The sequence below is a fragment of the Enterobacter sp. Res13-Sevr-PEC09-46 genome (assembly GCF_015672585.1).
Lineage (GTDB): Bacteria > Pseudomonadota > Gammaproteobacteria > Enterobacterales > Enterobacteriaceae > Enterobacter > Enterobacter hormaechei_C.
The window spans coordinates 36,016-54,173 of the sequence record NZ_JADABR010000010.1 but is presented as its reverse complement, the minus strand read 5'-3'; the positions used below and the strand labels follow the sequence as shown (position 1 = coordinate 54,173).

At 56.4% G+C, this 18,158-nt stretch carries 19 protein-coding genes; 13 read left to right on the top strand and 6 right to left on the bottom strand.

The features are described from left to right. Window positions 1–10: 10 nt before the first annotated feature. The 4 genes from hslO to IMQ56_RS05750 form a co-directional block, all read right to left on the bottom strand. On the bottom strand, window positions 11–889 hold the full coding sequence (hslO, locus tag IMQ56_RS05765) for an Hsp33 family molecular chaperone HslO (RefSeq protein ID WP_023304550.1): 879 nt from the start codon (window positions 887–889) through the stop codon (window positions 11–13). 24 nt (window positions 890–913) lie between these two features. Beyond that, window positions 914–1,315, bottom strand: a complete 402-nt coding sequence (hslR, locus tag IMQ56_RS05760; protein WP_017693863.1) for a ribosome-associated heat shock protein Hsp15 — start codon at window positions 1,313–1,315, stop codon at window positions 914–916. Then, on the bottom strand, window positions 1,312–1,995 hold the full coding sequence (gene yrfG, locus IMQ56_RS05755; RefSeq protein ID WP_000550486.1) for a GMP/IMP nucleotidase: 684 nt from the start codon (window positions 1,993–1,995) through the stop codon (window positions 1,312–1,314). Before yrfG ends, hslR begins: the two co-directional genes overlap by 4 nt. A gap of 64 nt (window positions 1,996–2,059) precedes the next feature. Further along, a complete protein-coding gene (locus IMQ56_RS05750; protein WP_196063586.1) occupies window positions 2,060–4,198 on the bottom strand; it encodes an intracellular growth attenuator family protein in 2,139 nt (712 codons plus the stop codon). A gap of 327 nt (window positions 4,199–4,525) precedes the next feature. Here IMQ56_RS05750 and nudE point away from each other — a divergent pair, with 327 nt between their 5' ends. Then, on the top strand, window positions 4,526–5,086 hold the full coding sequence (gene nudE / locus IMQ56_RS05745) for an ADP compounds hydrolase NudE (protein WP_003861622.1): 561 nt from the start codon (window positions 4,526–4,528) through the stop codon (window positions 5,084–5,086). A gap of 94 nt (window positions 5,087–5,180) precedes the next feature. Here the strand turns inward: nudE and mrcA are convergent, their stop codons facing one another. Next, a complete protein-coding gene (mrcA, locus tag IMQ56_RS05740) occupies window positions 5,181–7,733 on the bottom strand; it encodes a peptidoglycan glycosyltransferase/peptidoglycan DD-transpeptidase MrcA (protein ID WP_017693864.1) in 2,553 nt (850 codons plus the stop codon). 120 nt (window positions 7,734–7,853) lie between these two features. Here mrcA and pilM point away from each other — a divergent pair, with 120 nt between their 5' ends. From pilM to trpS, 12 genes are all read left to right on the top strand, one after another. After that, on the top strand, window positions 7,854–8,627 hold the full coding sequence (gene pilM / locus IMQ56_RS05735) for a pilus assembly protein PilM (RefSeq protein ID WP_196063585.1): 774 nt from the start codon (window positions 7,854–7,856) through the stop codon (window positions 8,625–8,627). Further along, a complete protein-coding gene (locus tag IMQ56_RS05730; protein WP_196063584.1) occupies window positions 8,627–9,118 on the top strand; it encodes a PilN domain-containing protein in 492 nt (163 codons plus the stop codon). The genes pilM and IMQ56_RS05730 overlap by 1 nt, the downstream gene beginning before the upstream one ends. An 87-nt stretch (window positions 9,119–9,205) precedes the next feature. Beyond that, window positions 9,206–9,574 carry a DNA utilization protein HofO gene (locus tag IMQ56_RS05725; RefSeq protein WP_230326202.1) on the top strand — a complete coding sequence of 123 codons (369 nt, stop codon included), beginning with the start codon at window positions 9,206–9,208 and terminating at the stop codon, window positions 9,572–9,574. After that, window positions 9,564–9,968 carry a HofP DNA utilization family protein gene (locus tag IMQ56_RS05720; protein ID WP_045341820.1) on the top strand — a complete coding sequence of 135 codons (405 nt, stop codon included), beginning with the start codon at window positions 9,564–9,566 and terminating at the stop codon, window positions 9,966–9,968. Before IMQ56_RS05725 ends, IMQ56_RS05720 begins: the two co-directional genes overlap by 11 nt. Then, the gene (gene hofQ / locus IMQ56_RS05715) at window positions 9,880–11,118 is read left to right on the top strand and encodes a DNA uptake porin HofQ (RefSeq protein WP_023295533.1); all 1,239 of its coding nucleotides are present in this window, start codon (window positions 9,880–9,882) and stop codon (window positions 11,116–11,118) included. The genes IMQ56_RS05720 and hofQ overlap by 89 nt, the downstream gene beginning before the upstream one ends. A gap of 286 nt (window positions 11,119–11,404) precedes the next feature. Then, entirely contained in the window at window positions 11,405–11,926 is a 522-nt protein-coding gene (gene aroK, locus IMQ56_RS05710) for a shikimate kinase AroK (protein WP_003861630.1), read from the top strand. Between the two features lie 57 nt (window positions 11,927–11,983). Further along, on the top strand, window positions 11,984–13,072 hold the full coding sequence (gene aroB, locus IMQ56_RS05705) for a 3-dehydroquinate synthase (protein ID WP_196063582.1): 1,089 nt from the start codon (window positions 11,984–11,986) through the stop codon (window positions 13,070–13,072). 92 nt (window positions 13,073–13,164) lie between these two features. After that, the gene (damX, locus tag IMQ56_RS05700; RefSeq protein WP_017693869.1) at window positions 13,165–14,469 is read left to right on the top strand and encodes a cell division protein DamX; all 1,305 of its coding nucleotides are present in this window, start codon (window positions 13,165–13,167) and stop codon (window positions 14,467–14,469) included. Between the two features lie 67 nt (window positions 14,470–14,536). Then, complete coding sequence (gene dam / locus IMQ56_RS05695; RefSeq protein WP_033488054.1) at window positions 14,537–15,349, top strand: adenine-specific DNA-methyltransferase; 813 nt, start codon at window positions 14,537–14,539, stop codon at window positions 15,347–15,349. 39 nt (window positions 15,350–15,388) lie between these two features. After that, entirely contained in the window at window positions 15,389–16,066 is a 678-nt protein-coding gene (rpe, locus tag IMQ56_RS05690; RefSeq protein WP_003861634.1) for a ribulose-phosphate 3-epimerase, read from the top strand. Further along, window positions 16,059–16,820, top strand: coding sequence for a phosphoglycolate phosphatase (gene gph / locus IMQ56_RS05685; protein WP_015571431.1), 762 nt, complete (start codon window positions 16,059–16,061; stop codon window positions 16,818–16,820). Before rpe ends, gph begins: the two co-directional genes overlap by 8 nt. Continuing rightward, window positions 16,813–17,817: a tryptophan--tRNA ligase gene (gene trpS, locus IMQ56_RS05680; RefSeq protein ID WP_196063581.1), complete on the top strand. Its 1,005-nt coding sequence runs from the start codon at window positions 16,813–16,815 to the stop codon at window positions 17,815–17,817. Before gph ends, trpS begins: the two co-directional genes overlap by 8 nt. Window positions 17,818–17,955: 138 nt before the next feature. On the opposite strand, the gene IMQ56_RS05675 is transcribed toward trpS, so the two are convergent. Then, the gene (locus IMQ56_RS05675) at window positions 17,956–18,126 is read right to left on the bottom strand and encodes a YhfL family protein (RefSeq protein ID WP_008503029.1); all 171 of its coding nucleotides are present in this window, start codon (window positions 18,124–18,126) and stop codon (window positions 17,956–17,958) included. Window positions 18,127–18,158: the final 32 nt, after the last annotated feature.

Sequence of the window (18,158 nt, the reverse complement as noted above, 5' to 3'; positions counted from 1 at the left end):
GGCTCAGAGCTTAGTGAACCTGCGGGTCCGCCGGAGAGGCGTTATTGCGGATCTCCGCGATATCCATGGAATTGAACACGTAGTGCGTACCGCAGTAATCACAGTGCATATCGATCTCACCGTCTTCCGCCATGATGCTGTCGATCTCTTCATCCGGCAGCGTTTTCAGGGCGCCAGCACAACGCTCGCGAGAGCAGGTGCACTTAAATTCCACATCCTGCGGATCGTAAACCGTCACTTCTTCTTCGTGGTACAGACGCCACAGCACGTCGGTCGCCGACAGGGTGAACAGCTCTTCCGCTTTGATGGTTTCCGTCAGCGTTGCCAGATGCTCGAAATCATTGGTCTGCGCATCCTGCGCAGGCAGAACCTGAAGCAGCATACCACCGGCAGCAGGCTGACCATCCACTTCACCGGTGCGGATGAACAGGCGGGTTGGCAGCTGTTCGGAACGCATGAAGTAATCTTCCAGGCAGGCGGCCAGCGTGTCGCCTTCCAGACCGACAACGCCCTGATAGCGCTCACCCTCTTCAGGCGAGATCGTGATAACCAGATAGCCATTTCCGACCAGCGTTTTCAGATCCGCATTTTCAGGGATATCGCCCTGAACGCGCGCCACGCCGCGCATCTGCTGCTGGTTATTGCCGTTGATCACCGCCAGCGACATCGGGCCATCACCCTGCAACTGAACGGTAATATCGCCAGCGAACTTCAGCGTGGCGGTCAGCAGGCTGGTGGCAACCAGCAGTTCGCCCAACAGGGTTTTCACCGGCAGCGGGTAGTTGTGGTTTTCCAGAATCTGTTTCCAGGTTTCGGATACGGTGACCAGCTCGCCGCGCACGGCGAATTGTTCAAACAGATAGCGGTGTAATTGGTCGTGTTGGGCCATTTTCATCTCTCGTGCAGGTGAGGGTTACTCGCTCTCACCGTGTTTAAATTTCATCAGATCGCGGCGCTCTTTTTTATCCGGTCGCCGGTCCGGGTGAGGCATGGTCAGCGCATTCATCTTGCGCGCCAGCGCGGTTTTCTCGCGCTTCTCTATGCTTTCGGCCGTCTCTTCATACAGCAAAACGGCTTCGGTTGCGGGCCGCCGCTGCTCGGTAATGGCTTTCACCACCACCGTTTTCTCATCGTTGCCCTGGCGAAGCGTTAGCGTGGCATTCAGTTCAACCAGCTTGCTCGGTTTGCTGCGCTGACCGTTGTAATGCACCTTTCCGCCATCAACCATTTCACGGGCAAGGGCGCGCGTTTTGTAAAAACGGGCGGCCCACAGCCATTTATCCAGTCTTACCCCATCAGCGGGTTTTTCTTTCATGGCGTCTCCTTCACGGTGAGTGAGGGGATCATCCGGCGATAGTCGTTCAGCCCCGGATGTCGCAGATAGCTTTTTTCAGCCAGGCCGGAATCCGGATTGGTCACGCCCAGACAATAGCGAATGCCAAAAGCGGCCGCAGAATCCAGAATCGGCTCGCTGTCGTCAATAAACAGCGTGCGTTCCGGCTGTAAACCGGTCTCTTCCACCACGGCATGCCACAACCGCTGATCCTCTTTCGGATAACCAAATGTGTGGGTGGAAAGCAATAAATCAAGGTGTGAAGCAAGACCGGTATGTTCCAGCTTCACGGCCAGGTTATGGGGATGCGCATTCGTCAGCAAAATGCGGCGCTTACCGCAGGCTTTCAGCGCATCCAGGAACGGGACCGTATCGTCGCGCAGTACAGCGCGTGCGCCCTGGGCGGTGGTCATGGCACAAATATCCAAACCGAGTCGCTCGCTCCAGTAGTCAAGACAGTACCAGTTTAGCGTATGCTGCACCGCGCTATATTGCGAACGAATGAATTCCTGCGCTTCCGCCGGGGAGATCCCCTGCTGTTCACCGTATGTTTCCGGGACCAGCTTTTGCCAGAAATAGTTATCAAAGGCGAGATCAAGCAGCGTGCCGTCCATATCAAGCAGGACGGTATCGACCGCCTGCCAGTCGATATTAAGATGCATAAGGGGGAACTCCAGCCAGAAGAAACGTGCGCGACAGGGTAGCACAACTTGTCGCGCAGGGACGTTATCCGATCAGGCTCTCGGAAGAGGAGATCAGTTTCGGGTTAAGGCAATTTTCGTAGTAGGCCTGGATTTCTGCCAGCCGCGTGCGGGAACGCTGATAGCGGCGTACGGCCTGATAACCGTTCCAGACAATGCACGCCAGCATTGCAATCAGCAGCAGGGATGTCCCTATATAGCGCCACAGGCCAGCGCTATCCGGCATACGGTGCAGGCCAATATGACGCGTGCCGTTGGCGTCGGTAAAGAGGGTGGTGACGATCCCTTCCGCGCTGAATGGCGTCTGCATCAGCATCTGCGCCAGACGCTGGAATTCGCTCCACTGCTCCTGGGCAGGATAGTCATAGAGCGAAACCTGCGGATAAGGTTGATCCACCAGGTCGCTGCCTTCATCGCTGGCAATCACAAAACCGCCAGGCGCCGGGCTGTTAAGCGCCTGGGCGGCACGGGTGGTTTCACGCATCACGAAGGGGGCGGTAGAGGTCGCCACCAGGTTATCCAGCGACTCGGCGCTGACCGGACGCAGAAGCACGTTCACACCGTCCAGGCGTCCCGCTTCGGCGCGTTTCACCAGCGCGTCCCAGTCTTTGCTGTTGCCGAGGTTGACCAGCGCGTTCTTGAGCCGGATACAGTCATCCTGGGCGGAACAGAGATCCTCTGTTTTCAGGACGATTTCGCCAAAGTCATCCAGCAGTACCATGCCCGACTTCTGAATAGCCGAACGCAGGGCAGGGCTGACGCGAGAATCATCATCCGGTTTTGGATGGAACTGGCGATTAATCGTCTGGGTGAGCGCAGTGGCCTTGTTGACCACATCCGATTCCGGCAGCGGCAGCGGAGAGGCGTCATTCCAGATGATCTGAGAGCAGTCGAACGGCGCGAACGGCGAGTTCTGGCGCGTGTTCCAGGCGCCCGGCGTGTGGATATTACACATCCCGGTGCCTTTGAGGCGCAACGTATCTCCCACGCGTACACCCGCTTCTTCGAGCTGCTGTACGCTGGTGGCTTCCACAGTTTGCGCCCCTTTGATCCACGACAGGGTAAATTTAATCGGCATATCCAGCGGCACGAAGAGCAGCAGCATGACGAAGATTAACGCGGCGCCACCGGCAATCACCGCGCTGCGGAGCCAGTGCTGAAGCGGGAAGTTTTTCACTTCGTCGTGCAGGGATAAGTAGCGCCCCTGGCGTACAACGTGGCGGTCGAGATAGATATCAATATCCGTTTTGTGGCCAAGGTCCTGCGCAATCCACGGCTGCCAGTGGCGCGGATAGATAAGATCGATGATCCCGAGCGAGATATTGTTGATATGTTCCTGATCGTTCTCACCGAACAGTCCCCAGCGTTTTGGGGTTCCGCGCAGGCAGTGAATTTCGCGTAATGACGTTTTTGCCGGCGGAGCAAATATGCCCCACAGCCCGGCGGCCAGAAGCAGTACTGCGCCACCCGCGAGCCACGGAACAAACACGTCCGGCGTCAGCAGGCAGATGAAAAAGAGCAGGAACGAGGCGACAATCAGCACCGCTTCGCGAATGCCATCCGGGCGGCTCAGGACGTACTCTTCATGCGTCTCCTGGCGGATGTTCAGCAGTTCGATCTGCTCAGTCTCTTCACCGCGAATAGAGGCCTGCGTTCCGCTTGCGCGTTCCAGCGCAAAGCGTGGCGCTTCCTGAACATATTCGCTCAGAGTATGACCATTGAGGGAGATAACCAGCGGCAGCGTATCGGTATGGATGAGCTCGACGCTGTTTTCGTCGTTAATATACTGCTCCCAGAAGGGAGGCAGGTGCACTTCAACAGAGTCGAGATAGTAACGCCACTTGTTGGGATCGTCGGTTGTAATACCGTAGCGGGTAATGGAGCGCGTTACGCACAGAACGGTGTCACTTTGGGCGTTCAGGTTGAGCGATACGGGGGCGGCGCTGGCACCGGTAGGGCCAGGCGAAAGCCGGGATCGGTTCAGCGTGTCGAGATACTGCTCAACGGTGCTGCGTTCCTCTGGCGAAAGCTTGCGCGTGTTTGCCCCGGCGAACGCGTTCAAAAAGGGCAGCCGATAACGGCGATGTACGCGGCGCCTGAATACCCACACCGCAATCGACGCGCAGGCCAGCACAGCAGCGAGAAAAATCAAAATGGTGCTCATGCTTTCCCCATCTTACTTATCTTCTTACAGGTGTTGTCAGTCGCACCTTTTGTACAATGAATGAGATTCTGTGGTCGGCTATCGGCAAGTATGGAGTCTAACTTGAGCATGTTGACGCGCATCCCAGTGACCGGTAATGATAACAAAGCCTGTTCCGGCGCGATATCAGCAAATTCCTGGAAACATTTCAACCTCTTGACATTTGTTTTGAAATGAGAATCGCCTACAGTTACGTTGCATAAATGTAAATAAAGAGCAATTGACATTGCCGAAACCGTGCGGCGTATCGCACAATAAAGCCAGTTCACCCAGCAAAGACCCGTCAAGATGACCAAACCCTTACAAAAGCCCACCATTCTGAATGTTGAAACCGTCGCGAAATCGCGTCTGTTTAATGTCGAAAGCGTGGATCTGGAGTTCAGCAACGGTGTGCGTCGTGTTTATGAGCGTATGCGCCCCTCCTCGCGTGAAGCGGTGATGATTGTGCCCATCGTCGACGAGCACCTGATCCTCATTCGTGAATACGCCGTGGGCACAGAATCCTACGAGCTGGGCTTCTCCAAAGGACTGATCGACCCGGGCGAAACGGTGTTTGAAGCGGCAAACCGGGAGCTGAAAGAAGAGGTCGGTTTTGGCGCGAAAGAGCTGACGTTCCTGAAAAAGCTGAGCATGGCACCGTCCTATTTCTCCAGCAAAATGAACATCGTTGTCGCGGAAGATCTCTATCCTGAATCGCTGGAAGGAGACGAGCCGGAACCGCTACCGCAGGTTCGCTGGCCGCTGGCTCATCTGATGGATTTGCTGGAAGATCCTGACTTTAACGAGGCGCGCAACGTGAGCGCACTGTTCCTGGTGCGGGAGTGGCTGAAGGGACAGGGACGTTTGTAGCGCCACCATTAAAAACGGCAACCGAAGGTTGCCGTTTTGCATTGATGTTGTAGGCCGGGTCAGGCGTAGTCGCCACCCGGCTTTTTTGTTGGCGTCAGAACAGCTCGTGCGTTTCGCCGTTATCAATCAATTCCGTACCCACCTCATGCACTGCCTGCGTGGTTGGCTGCGTACCCTCGATGAAATACTCGGCACGGCTGTTACCGCCATTCGCGAGCTGTCCGGTGCTGCGGTCAATATTCACCGTCACCACACCCGGCGGAGGCGTTAGCGGCTGCTCTGGTACGCCCTCGAGAACGGCTTTCATGTAAGCATCCCAGGCAGGTTGCGCACTCTTCGCACCGCCTTCGTAACCGGAAATCTGATCTTTAATCGCGCCAGAGGCGGTCGTGCGCCCCAGATCGCGGCGGTGATCGTCAAAACCAATCCAGACGGAGGTGACAACGCCAGGACCATAACCTGAGAACCAGGCATCTTTTGAACTGTTGGTTGTCCCGGTTTTGCCGCCGATGTCGTGGCGCTGCAAATCGCGGCCCGCTCGCCAGCCGGTGCCTTGCCAGCCCGGTTCACCAAAGATGTTGGTGTTCAGTGCGCTCTTAATCAGGAACGACAGCGGCGTGCTGATCACGTGCGGGGCATACTCCTGCGCGCCACTCTGGGCGACCAGCGCCTGATTGGCCTGTTCCAGCTGGGGCTGCGGCACCGCCAGATTCTGACGTTCCTGAGAGATCGCCACATCTTCCATATCCTTGTTTTCCAGGACATTGGATTTTGGCGTGTCGCCGTAAATCACCGGAATATCGCATTCAGGGCAGGCAATTTTCGGTTTCGCTTCAAACAGTACGCCGCCCTGATCGTTCTCGATTTTGCTGATGAAATACGGATCGACCAGGAAGCCGCCGTTCGCCATCACCGAATAGCCACGCGCAACCTGGAGCGGCGTAAAGGACGCGGAGCCGAGCGCCAGAGATTCAGTATGAACGATGTTTTGCGCCGGGAAGCCAAAGCGTTGCAGATACTCTGCCGCATAATCCACGCCCATCGCACGCATCGCGCGAACCATGACCACGTTCTTCGACTGGCCAAGGCCCTGGCGCAGACGGATAGGGCCAGCGTATTGCGCCGGAGAGTTCTTCGGCTGCCAGTCAGAGCCCGCACCGGCATCCCAGCGGGAAATTGGCACGTCGTTGAGAATGCTGGCGAGAGTCAGCCCCTTATCCATCGCCGCGGTATACAGGAACGGTTTGATGTTCGAACCAACCTGACGCAGCGCCTGGGTCGCGCGGTTAAATTTGCTCTGGTTGAAATCGAACCCGCCAACCAGCGCCATCACGGCGCCGTTCTGCGGATTGATGGAGACCAGCGCAGAGTTTACGTCCGGCACCTGCGCCAGCCACCAGGCATCGCCGACCTGACGCACCCAGATTTGTTGTCCGGTTTGTACGACATCGGTCACTTTACGTGGCGTAGGCCCCTGAAGGGTGTCAGAACGGTATGGACGCGCCCAGCGGACACCCTCCATGCGCAGCGAAACGGATGTGCCATCGGCCATCATCGCCACTGCTTCCTGTGGATCGGCCTGGGTGACGACCGCCGGACGCAGCGGGCCATAGGTCGGCAGCGCTTTCAGGGAATCCGTGATTTTTTTACTGTCCCATGCGCCTTCACCCACTTTCCACAGCACGTTGGACGGGCCGCGATAGCCGTGACGCATATCGTAATCCATCACGTTATTACGCACCGCCTGCTGGGCAGCCTGCTGCACCTTGCGGGTCACGGTGGTATAGACGCGATAACCATCTTCATACGCTTTATCACCGTAGCGACTCACCATCTCCTGGCGAACCATTTCAGTAAGATACGGTGCAGAGAAGGCGATTTCCGGCGCATGGTAATTGGCGTCAATAACGTCGCTGCGCGCCTTATCGTACTCAGACTGGCTGATATAGCCTTCGCTCAACATACGCGACAGCACCACGTTACGGCGCGCGGTGGCGCGGTCCAGCGAGTAGAGCGGGTTAAACGTGGATGGCGCTTTTGGCAGGCCGGCAATGGTCGCCATTTCGCTCAGCGTGAGCTGATCGATCGGCTTACCAAAATAGACCTGAGCCGCAGCCCCTACGCCATAGGCGCGGTAGCCCAGATAGATCTTGTTGAGGTAAAGCTCAAGGATCTCGTCTTTGCTCAGCAGTTGCTCAATGCGGATCGCGAGGAACACCTCTTTGATCTTACGCATCAGCGTCTTTTCCGGGCTGAGGAAGAAGTTACGCGCCAGCTGCTGGGTAATGGTACTTGCCCCCTGAGAGGCATGACCGGAGAACAGCGCCACGCTTGCCGCACGGAAAATACCGACCGGATCGACACCGTGGTGCTCGTAAAAACGGCTGTCCTCGGTGGCGATAAAAGCCTTCACCATCACGGGTGGAATTTGATTTAAGGTCAGAGGGATACGACGTTTCTCGCCGTATTGCGCCATCAGTTCACCATCGGCGCTATAGACCTGCATAGGGATCTGAAGCCGCACATCACGAAGCGTGGCGACATCAGGGAGTTGCGGCTCGACATATTTGTACAAACCAATAATCGAGCCTGCTCCCAGCAGAATGCAACAGACTGCAAGGATCAATAAATACTTTACGAACTTCACCGGAGATTTCCCATTTGGTTTAGCCTGGGCAGTTTCTAAACAATCGCGCGGTAGTATAAAGGCAAGCCTGATTCATTGATATAGCCGTCACTCCGACGGGCGATAAGGAGATCGTGAAGCATGGCTTTTAAAACGTGGCAAACAGGCGTTCATATTCAACAGGATAAGGTGGTTGCGGTAGCGCTGACCAGAGAGCGGGCCGGTTGGCGTTTACGGCGCTGGTGGGCGGTACCGCTGTCGGACGGCGTTATCGGGGAAGGCAAAATACTTAAGCCAGAACAGCTGGTTAACGCATTACGTGGCTGGCGGAAAACATTGCCGCACTCGCATCGGGTATTTCTCTCATTTCCGGCGACGCGCGTTCTGCAACGCGCGTTGCCCCGTCCATCCGTTACCTTGCGTGACAGCGAACAGCTCACCTGGGTAGGCGCCGCATTAGCGCGTGAGCTGGAGATGCCCGCCGATACGCTCTGCTTTGACTACGCGCAGGATACGTTCAGCAACACTTTTCAGGTTACCGCAGCGCAAAACAGAGAGGTCGATACCCTGTTGACGCTGGCGAACGCGCTGCGTTTGCGTCTGGCAGCAATCGCCCCGGATGCCGGCGCGCTGGCTAATCTTCTCTCTGCTGTTGCCCCCGCCCGGTGCGTCGCCTGGAGAGATCAACACCAGTGGCTATGGGCGATGCGTCACCAGTGGGGGCGGCGCTACACCACAGAAGCGGCGACGGTGAATGAACTGGCGGCGCTGCTTGCGCTTTCTCCTTCTGATATCGCCGTGTTTGATGCTGCCCGCGATCCCTGGGAAGCGGTGACGCTGTGCCAGCCGCCGCTGCCGGAATGCGGTGCTGATTACACCGTCGCCCTGGCGCTGGCCATGAGCGAGGTGCCGTAATGAGCATACCCAATCTTTTACCCTGGCGTCGGCAGCAACGTAATCAGCGCCTGCGTTTCTGGGGGCTGCTGTTTGCTGGCTCATTGCTGGTGATGCTGGCGGGAGGTATCAGCCTACGGGCGACGCAGTCTCTCGCGTTACAGGGGTTGCAGAGCGAACTGGCGGGGACACGTGCGGTGCAGAAGGTATTGAAAGCCCGTCAGCCGCAGTCAGCGGAGCTGAAAACCCCTTCGCCGCCGTCCGATCCGGCCTGGCAACCTGCGCTGGAGTCCCTTGCCAGCGCAATGCCCCGGCAGGCGTGGCTGACGGCGCTGCGTTATCAGCCACCCTCGCTGACCCTGACCGGCTATACCACTTCACTGCCAGCGCTCTCCGCCATGACCGATGCGCTGAAAAGGGTGACGGGATTTAACCCCGGACCGGCAGGCGAACTGCAACAGGATAGCCAGGGACGATGGATGTTCTCTTTTCAACTGCATAGCCGGAGGTAGCCCGTGGGTATCTGGTATCAACGCTGGACTGATGCACGTCCCTCCCGGCGCGTCCTTTGCTGGTTGATTGCGTCGGGGCTTGTTGCGTTGGCAATTTGGGGACTGCTGCTCAGGCCCGCTGCTCTGCGTTACGCCGATATTCAGGCGCAGGCCATCAGTGCGAAGCGAATCAACGCCTCGCTGTGGTCAGAGGCCGGACGGCGAGTGGTGGTTACGCAAGTGACGCCCTCGCGGCCCTTTTCTCCCCTGGCATTTCAGCGTGAGGGCGCAAGGCTGGTGTACTGGAAGCCGCAGCAGAGTGGGGGAGAGCTGGCGCTGGATGCCTCCTGGGGCGAGGTTCCGGCGCTCTTTTCCCGGCTGGCGCTTGAGAACGTGCGGGTGAGCGCGTTTTCCATCATCCCACAGGGCAAACAGTTACGCCTCAGCCTGCAACTGGAGATCGGTCATGCGCAGTAAAGCCCGTTTGCTGATCCTGCTTTCTCCGCTTTTCCTGACCGGGATGCGGGATCCCTTCTCTGTACCGGAAGAGCGTTGCGCAGCCGGGCAGCTCAGCCAGTGGCGGTATCAGGGGGTAGTCAGCGGCAGCAGGGATATCGGCCTTATGCAGGACGGGCAGAAACGCTGGCACCGGGTAAAAACGCAGGTGCGGTTACCGACAGGCTGGCGGGTGAGCGCGATAGATAAACTACAACTGACCGTTGATGTCGGCGACATGTGCGAGCCGAAGCGATGGACATGGCAACGAGAAGGAACGAAAAAAAGTGAAGATAAGGATAGGGCTGTTACTGGCGGCACTCAGCCAGCCCCTGTGGGCCGCGACGCCAAAACCGGTCACCCTGCTGGTGGATGATGTCCCGGTGGTGCAGATATTACAGGCGCTGGTGGCGCAGGAGGATCGCAATCTGGTGGTGTCGCCGGATGTCAGCGGTTCGCTTTCGCTGAATTTAACGCGGGTGCCCTGGAGACAGGCGCTTCAGACAGTAGTGAACAGCGCCGGGCTGGTATTGCGGGAAGAGGGCGGCATTTTTTATGTGCATACGGCGGCCTGGCAACGGGAGCAACAGACGCGTAAAGAGCAGGAGCGGGCCCAGCGTCTGCTTGACGCCCCGCTGCACTCTCACAGCATTCCGTTTGCTTATGCGGATGCAGCCGAATTGCAAAAAGCGGCAGAAAAGCTCTTAAGCCCGAAAGGCAGTCTCTCCGTCGACAAGCGCACCAACCGTTTCCTGGTCAGGGATAACCAGACGGTGGTGGATATGCTCCAGCGCTGGGCTGTGCAGATGGATCTGCCCGTCGAGCAGGTGGAACTGGCAGCGCAGATTGTGACCATCAGTGAAAAAAGCCTGCGTGAACTGGGGGTGAAATGGAACCTCGCTGACGCAACGGAGGCCGGTAAGGTGGGTCAGGTCACGACGCTGGGGGCGGACCTGTCGGTGGCCAGTGCAACCACCCACGCAGGGTTTAACATCGGGCGCATCAACGGCAGGATGCTGGATCTTGAGTTGTCGGCGCTTGAGCAAAAGCAGCAGGTGGATATCATCGCCAGCCCGCGGCTGCTGGCGTCGCACATGCAGCCGGCCAGCATCAAGCAGGGCAGCGAAATCCCGTATCAGGTTTCCAGCGGCGAAAGCGGGGCGACATCCGTTGAATTTAAAGAAGCGGTATTAGGCATGGAGGTCACGCCGGTGGTCCTGCCGGGTGGTCGCGTGCGCCTGAAACTGCATATCAGTGAAAATATGCCCGGCCAGGTGCTGCAACAGGCAGACGGCGAAACGCTGGCGATCGATAAGCAGGAGATCGAAACGCAGGTAGAGGTAAAAAGTGGGGAAACGCTCGCGCTGGGCGGGATCTTTTCGCAAAAGAATAAAACCGGACGCGACAGCGTGCCCGTGCTGGGCAACATTCCCTGGCTGGGTCAGCTGTTCCGCCATGACGGAAAAGATAATGAACGGCGCGAGTTAGTGGTGTTTATCACGCCACGTCTGGTCAGTATTCAGTAATGGGTAACGATCCCCGCAATGATTTTGCATTCAGTTTGTTGCAGATGTTTGACGTGGGGCATGAATTAGCATACAAGGAGTACCGATTTGAGTTGGACTTACGTCTTATTTCCTTATGCGCCGGGAACGGTGATTTAATCAGTTGCCAAACAAGCCGGAGTATTGAGATAATTTTTCGTCTGACTCTCGCTCTATTGCAAATGAGGTTTCAGTTCATGTCCTGCTACGCCGGGTGTCTGCGCAGCGGGGATTACCATTAACGAATAGTCTTAGTAGTACCGAAAAAATGGCAGAGAAACGCAATATCTTTCTGGTTGGGCCTATGGGTGCCGGCAAAAGCACTATTGGGCGTCAGTTAGCTCAACAACTCAATATGGAATTTTACGATTCTGATCAAGAGATTGAGAAACGAACCGGAGCGGATGTGGGCTGGGTCTTCGACGTAGAAGGCGAAGAAGGTTTCCGTGACCGAGAAGAAAAAGTGATCAACGAACTCACGGAAAAACAGGGCATTGTGCTGGCAACTGGCGGCGGCTCTGTAAAATCTCGCGAAACCCGCAACCGTCTCTCCGCCCGTGGCGTAGTGGTCTATCTTGAGACGACCATCGAAAAACAGCTGGCACGCACGCAGCGTGATAAAAAGCGCCCGTTGTTGCAGGTTGAAACACCGCCACGTGAAGTTCTGGAAGCTTTGGCCGATGAACGCAATCCTCTGTACGAAGAGATTGCTGATGTGACCATTCGTACTGACGATCAAAGCGCTAAAGTGGTTGCAAACCAGATTATTCATATGCTGGAAAGCAACTGATTCTGGCTTTATATACACTCGCCTGCGGGTAAAAGCATTTAAGGTGGATGTCGCGTCATGGAGAGGATTACAGTTACTCTCGGGGAACGTAGTTACCCTATCACCATCGCGGCTGGTTTGTTTAACGACCCAGCTTCCTTCTTACCACTGAAAGCGGGTGATCAGGCGATGCTGGTCACCAACGAGACGCTGGCTCCGCTTTATCTCGACCGTGTACGTCACCTGCTTGAGCAGGCGGGCGTGAAGGTCGACAGTGTGATTCTGCCCGATGGCGAGCAGTACAAAAGCCTGACGGTACTGGATACCGTCTTTACCGCACTTCTGCAAAAACCGCACGGTCGTGATACAACACTGCTTGCCCTGGGCGGCGGCGTTGTGGGCGATCTGACCGGTTTTGCAGCCGCCAGCTATCAGCGCGGCGTGCGCTTTATTCAAATTCCAACCACGTTGCTCTCACAGGTCGATTCTTCTGTGGGCGGTAAAACGGCGGTTAACCATCCGCTCGGCAAAAACATGATTGGCGCGTTCTACCAGCCTGCCTCGGTGGTGGTGGATCTCGACTGTCTGAAAACCTTGCCAGCGCGCGAACTGGCGTCCGGCCTTGCAGAAGTGATCAAATACGGCATTATTCTTGACGGGGAATTCTTCACCTGGCTGGAAGAGAATATGGATGCGCTGCTGCGCCTCGACGGGCAGGCAATGGCCTACTGTATTCGCCGTTGTTGTGAGCTGAAAGCAGAAGTCGTTGCCGCAGATGAGCGTGAAACCGGCTTACGTGCTTTACTGAATCTGGGGCATACGTTTGGTCATGCGATCGAAGCCGAAATGGGCTACGGTAACTGGCTTCACGGTGAAGCTGTCGCTGCCGGAATGCTTATGGCGGCGCGAGCCTCTGAACGTCTGGGGCAGTTCAGGCCGGAAGAGACAGCACGTATCATCGCGTTGCTTAAACGTGCTGGCTTGCCGGTGAGTGGTCCGCAGGAAATGTCTGCGCAGGCGTACCTTCCCCACATGATGCGCGATAAAAAAGTATTGGCAGGTGAGATGCGTCTGGTACTCCCGCTTGCAATAGGGAAAAGTGAAGTGCGCGGCGGAGTGCCGCACGAAGTCGTACTTGGCGCTATTGCTGATTGTCAGCAGGCGTAACAACTAGAAAGGTCAGACCGCTGTAACAGGTGGTCGTTTTAGCTTCAGGTAAATGCAGAGTCGTTGGCAGAAGCCTTTGAGTGGGGTGTTAAATGGATGAATTCAAACCAGAAGACGAGCTGAAACCCGATCCCAGCGATCGTCGTACTGGTCGTTCTCGTCAATCTTCAGAACGTGATAACGAGCCGCAGATCAATTTTGACGATGTCGAACTGGATGCAGACGATCGTCGCCCTTCGCGTAGCCGTAACGCGCGAAATGAGCGAGAAGACGAGGAGTATGAATCCGAAGAAGAGTTAATGGATGAACAGCCTGTTGAACGTCGTCCGCGCAAACGTAAAAAAGCGGTAGCGGCAAAACCGGCCTCCCGTCAGTACATCATGATGGGCCTTGGCGTTCTGGTGCTGGTCTTGCTGATTGTCGGCATTGGGTCCGCGCTAAAAGCACCTTCTACCAATTCTACCGAGCAGACGGCGTCTGCCGAGAAGAGCATTGACCTGTCTGGTAACGATGCGAGCAACCAGGCGAATGGCGCTCAGCCTGCGCCGGGCACCACTTCCGCAGAGCAGACCGCAGGTAACACCAGCGCTGGCCAGGATATCTCTCTGCCGCCTGTCTCTGCGACCCCGACTCAGGGCCAGGCGCCTGCGACGCCTGAAGGTCAGCAGCGTGTTGAAGTTCAGGGCGATCTGAACAATGCGCTGATGCAGCCGCAGAATCAGGAGCAGGTTAACGCTGCCGTGGTGAACTCCACGCTGCCAACTGAACCAGCCACCGTTGCGCCAGTTCATGGCAGCAATGCCCAGCAGCAAACGGCGACAACGGAAACCAAACCGCGCCAGACGCAGACTGCGCCACGCCAGGAGCGTAAGCAGGCTGTGATTGAGCCGAAGCGTGAGACGAAACCGCAAACCGTGGCAAAAGCGCCAGAAACGAAAGCGCCAGCGCAGACAAAACCTGCGGTGAGCCAGCCGGTTAAAGCGCCAACGCCTGCGGCAACCACTGCACCGAAAGCAACGGCGACCACAACCGCGCCTGCTGCAACAACACCTTCTGCAACAACACCTGCGGCTCCCGCAGCCAAAACGGGCGCTGCATCAGGTAAAACGACGGGCAACGTGGGTTCTTTGCAGTCGGCCTCTTCCAGCAACTACACCCTTCAGCTGAGCAGTTCGTCTAACTATGACAACCTCAACGCCTGGGCGAAGAAATCGAATCTGAAAAACTACGTGGTTTATCAGACGACCCGTAACGGTCAACCGTGGTATGTGCTGGTGAGTGGTATTTATGCTTCCAAAGATGAAGCAAAACGTGCCGTTTCCACGCTGCCAGCCGACGTGCAGGCGAAAAACCCGTGGGCGAAGCCGATTCATCAGGTGCAGGCCGATCTGAAGTAATGTTTAAAGCGCAGGATGCTGTCGGAGCTTTCTCCACAGCCGGAGAAGGTGTAATCAGTTAGTCAGCATGAAAAAAAATCGCGCTTTTCTGAAATGGGCAGGGGGGAAATACCCCCTGCTCGACGATATTAAAAAGCACCTGCCGAAAGGCGAGTGTCTTATCGAGCCCTTCGTGGGTGCTGGATCGGTGTTCCTGAATACCGATTTTTCTCGTTATATCCTGGCGGATATCAACAGCGACCTTATCAGCCTCTATAACATCGTCAAACTGCGTACCGATGAGTATGTGGAAGAGGCGCGGAAGCTGTTTACTCCAGAGAACAACAACCCGGACGTCTACTATCAGTTCCGCGCTGAGTTTAATCAAAGCCAGGATCCGTTCCGTCGCGCGCTGTTGTTTCTTTATCTCAATCGCCATGGCTACAACGGCCTGTGCCGGTATAATCTGCGCGGTGAATTTAACGTGCCGTTTGGTCGCTACAAGCGCCCTTACTTCCCGCAGGATGAGTTGTACCACTTTGCTGAAAAAGCGCAGAATGCAGAATTCCACTGTCTCTCCTATGAGGAGTGCATGGAGCTGGCTGGCGTAAACTCGGTCGTCTACTGCGACCCGCCTTACGCCCCGCTCTCTGCGACGGCGAATTTTACCGCTTATCACACCAACAGCTTCAGCCCTGCCGAGCAGGCGCGTCTGGCGGAGATGGCGGAAAAGCTGGTCAGCAAAAGAATTCCGGTGTTAATTTCGAATCACGATACCCCTGATACGCGCGAATGGTACAAAGCCGCGAAGCATTTTCAGGTCAAGGTGCGGCGTAGCATTAGCAGCAACGGCGGCACACGTAAAAAGGTGGACGAACTTCTGGCGCTTTATCGACCCTGAGCCTTTGCCCGCCGGTAAACACATTTCAAGGAGATGCGGATGAAACAGTTTTTGATTGCCCCCTCAATTCTGTCGGCCGATTTTGCCCGCCTGGGTGAAGACACTGCCAAAGCTCTCGCGGCTGGCGCGGATGTCGTCCATTTCGACGTTATGGATAACCACTACGTTCCCAACCTGACCATCGGTCCGATGGTGCTTAAAGCACTGCGTAACTACGGGATCACCGCGCCCATTGACGTGCATCTGATGGTGAAACCGGTTGACCGCATCGTGCCTGATTTCGCCGCGGCGGGTGCCAGCATCATCACTTTCCACCCGGAAGCCTCCGAACATGTTGACCGCACGCTACAGCTGATCAAAGAGAACGGCTGTAAGGCGGGACTGGTCTTTAACCCGGCGACCCCGCTGAGCTATCTCGACTACGTGATGGACAAGCTGGACGTGATCCTGCTGATGTCCGTCAACCCAGGCTTTGGTGGTCAGTCATTTATCCCTCAGACCCTCGACAAACTGCGTGAAGTGCGCCGCCGTATCGATGAGTCTGGCTATGATATTCGTCTGGAAGTGGACGGCGGCGTGAAGGTCAATAATATCGGTGAGATTGCGGCGGCAGGGGCGGATATGTTCGTTGCAGGCTCCGCCATCTTCGATCAACCGGATTACAAAAAAGTCATTGATGAAATGCGCCGTGAACTGGCGAAGGTAAGTCATGGATAAATTGCAGGCTATTCGGGGTGTAGCATTTGACCTCGACGGCACGCTGGTCGACAGCGCGCCAGGATTAACCCGCGCCGTCGATCAGGCGCTGTATGCCCTTGAACTCCCCGTTGCAGGCGAAGAGCGCGTGGTGACGTGGATTGGTAACGGTGCAGACGTGCTGATGGAGCGCGCGCTGTCCTGGGCTCGTCAGGAGCGTGCCTCTCAGCGTTCCGCGCAAGGTAAACCGAGTGTTGACCACGCGGATATTCCCCAGGATGAGCAGCAGCGTATTCTGCGCAAACTGTTCGACCGTTTCTACGAAGAGACCGTCGAAGAGGGTAGCTTCCTGTTCCCGGATGTCGCTGAAACGCTGAGCGCGCTACATGCCAAAGGCATCCCGCTGGGACTGGTGACTAACAAGCCGACACCGTTCGTTGCGCCTCTGCTGGAAGCGCTGGATATCGCGAAATACTTCTCCGTAATTGTGGGCGGCGATGACGTGCAGAATAAAAAGCCGCATCCGGAACCGCTATTGCTGGTGGCAGGAAAATTATCCTTAGCGCCTGCGGAGCTGCTCTTTGTCGGGGATTCCCGCAATGATATTCTGGCTGCCAGAGCGGCAGGTTGCCCGTCGGTTGGGTTGACCTACGGCTACAACTACGGTGAAGCCATTACGCTGAGTGAGCCGGACGTTGTGTTCGACCACTTCAAAGATTTGTTGCCCGCACTCGGGCTCTCGCACAGTGAACATCAGGAATTGAATAATGACTAAGCCCATCGTTTTTAGTGGCGCACAGCCTTCAGGTGAACTGACCATTGGTAACTACATGGGTGCGTTACGTCAGTGGGTGAGCATGCAGGATGACTACCACTGCATTTACTGCATCGTGGATTTGCATGCTATCACCGCGCGTCAGGATCCCGAGAAGCTGCGCAAAGCAACACTTGATACGCTGGCGCTGTACCTGGCGTGCGGTATCGATCCAGAGAAGAGCACCATTTTCGTTCAGTCTCACGTGCCAGAGCACGCGCAGCTGGGCTGGGCGCTGAACTGCTACACCTATTTCGGCGAGCTGAGCCGCATGACCCAGTTCAAGGATAAGTCTGCCCGCTACTCTGAAAACATCAACGCCGGTCTGTTTGACTATCCGGTGCTGATGGCGGCCGACATTCTGCTGTACCAGACCAACCAGGTGCCGGTGGGTGAAGACCAGAAGCAGCACCTGGAGCTGAGCCGCGATATTGCCCAGCGCTTCAATGCGCTTTACGGTGACGTGTTCAAAGTGCCTGAGCCGTTTATTCCGAAATCCGGCGCGCGCGTGATGTCGCTGCTGGAGCCGACCAAAAAGATGTCCAAGTCTGACGATAACCGCAACAACGTTATCGGCCTGCTGGAAGATCCGAAATCGGTGGTGAAAAAACTCAAGCGTGCGGTGACTGACTCCGACGAGCCGCCAGTGGTGCGCTACGACGTGCAGAACAAAGCGGGCGTGTCTAACCTGCTGGACATTCTCTCCGGTGTGACCGGACAGGGCATCCCTGAGCTGGAAAAACACTTTGAAGGCAAGATGTACGGCCACCTGAAAGGCGAAGTGGCAGACGCCGTTTCCGGCATGCTGACCGACTTGCAGGAGCGCTATCACCGTTACCGTAACGACGAAGCTTTCCTGCAAAAAGTGATGAAAGAGGGCGCGGAAAAAGCCAGCGCGCGCGCCTCCGAAACCCTGAAAGCGGTGTACGACGCGATTGGGTTTGTGGCGAAACCTTAAGCCGCTTTGCCGGGTGGCGCTTACGCTTACCCGGCCTACGGGACCGTGCAGGTCGGGTAAGGCGGAGCCGCCACCCGACAAAACTGACGAAACAAAAAAAACCGGGACATCCCCGGTTTTTTTACGCCTGAAAAACGCTTACTGCTGTGCCGCCGGGCCGCAACCGCCGATGATCTTCGAAATGGAGATCGCCGGGTGAAGCAGGTAATCGTAGCTGCAATTATTTTTAGTATTTTGAACGTGACCGGTGCAGGCCGTCAGAGTTGATAACAGGCCGACCAGAACGGCAGCTTTTGCCAGTTTGAACATACGCATTCCTTGTCAAAAAATCGAAAATTGGA

What these genes read in the sequence shown, in the direction of transcription:
- hslO (WP_023304550.1), bottom strand. Translation starts at nt 889, where the DNA reads ATGGCCCAACACGACCAATTACACCGCTATCTGTTTGAACAATTCGCC.
- hslR (WP_017693863.1), bottom strand. Translation starts at nt 1,315, where the DNA reads ATGAAAGAAAAACCCGCTGATGGGGTAAGACTGGATAAATGGCTGTGG.
- yrfG (WP_000550486.1), bottom strand. Translation starts at nt 1,995, where the DNA reads ATGCATCTTAATATCGACTGGCAGGCGGTCGATACCGTCCTGCTTGAT.
- IMQ56_RS05750 (WP_196063586.1), bottom strand. Translation starts at nt 4,198, where the DNA reads ATGAGCACCATTTTGATTTTTCTCGCTGCTGTGCTGGCCTGCGCGTCG.
- nudE (WP_003861622.1), top strand. Translation starts at nt 4,526, where the DNA reads ATGACCAAACCCTTACAAAAGCCCACCATTCTGAATGTTGAAACCGTC.
- pilM (WP_196063585.1), top strand. Translation starts at nt 7,854, where the DNA reads ATGGCTTTTAAAACGTGGCAAACAGGCGTTCATATTCAACAGGATAAG.
- IMQ56_RS05730 (WP_196063584.1), top strand. Translation starts at nt 8,627, where the DNA reads ATGAGCATACCCAATCTTTTACCCTGGCGTCGGCAGCAACGTAATCAG.
- IMQ56_RS05720 (WP_045341820.1), top strand. Translation starts at nt 9,564, where the DNA reads ATGCGCAGTAAAGCCCGTTTGCTGATCCTGCTTTCTCCGCTTTTCCTG.
- aroK (WP_003861630.1), top strand. Translation starts at nt 11,405, where the DNA reads ATGGCAGAGAAACGCAATATCTTTCTGGTTGGGCCTATGGGTGCCGGC.
- aroB (WP_196063582.1), top strand. Translation starts at nt 11,984, where the DNA reads ATGGAGAGGATTACAGTTACTCTCGGGGAACGTAGTTACCCTATCACC.
- damX (WP_017693869.1), top strand. Translation starts at nt 13,165, where the DNA reads ATGGATGAATTCAAACCAGAAGACGAGCTGAAACCCGATCCCAGCGAT.
- dam (WP_033488054.1), top strand. Translation starts at nt 14,537, where the DNA reads ATGAAAAAAAATCGCGCTTTTCTGAAATGGGCAGGGGGGAAATACCCC.
- rpe (WP_003861634.1), top strand. Translation starts at nt 15,389, where the DNA reads ATGAAACAGTTTTTGATTGCCCCCTCAATTCTGTCGGCCGATTTTGCC.
- gph (WP_015571431.1), top strand. Translation starts at nt 16,059, where the DNA reads ATGGATAAATTGCAGGCTATTCGGGGTGTAGCATTTGACCTCGACGGC.
- trpS (WP_196063581.1), top strand. Translation starts at nt 16,813, where the DNA reads ATGACTAAGCCCATCGTTTTTAGTGGCGCACAGCCTTCAGGTGAACTG.
- IMQ56_RS05675 (WP_008503029.1), bottom strand. Translation starts at nt 18,126, where the DNA reads ATGTTCAAACTGGCAAAAGCTGCCGTTCTGGTCGGCCTGTTATCAACT.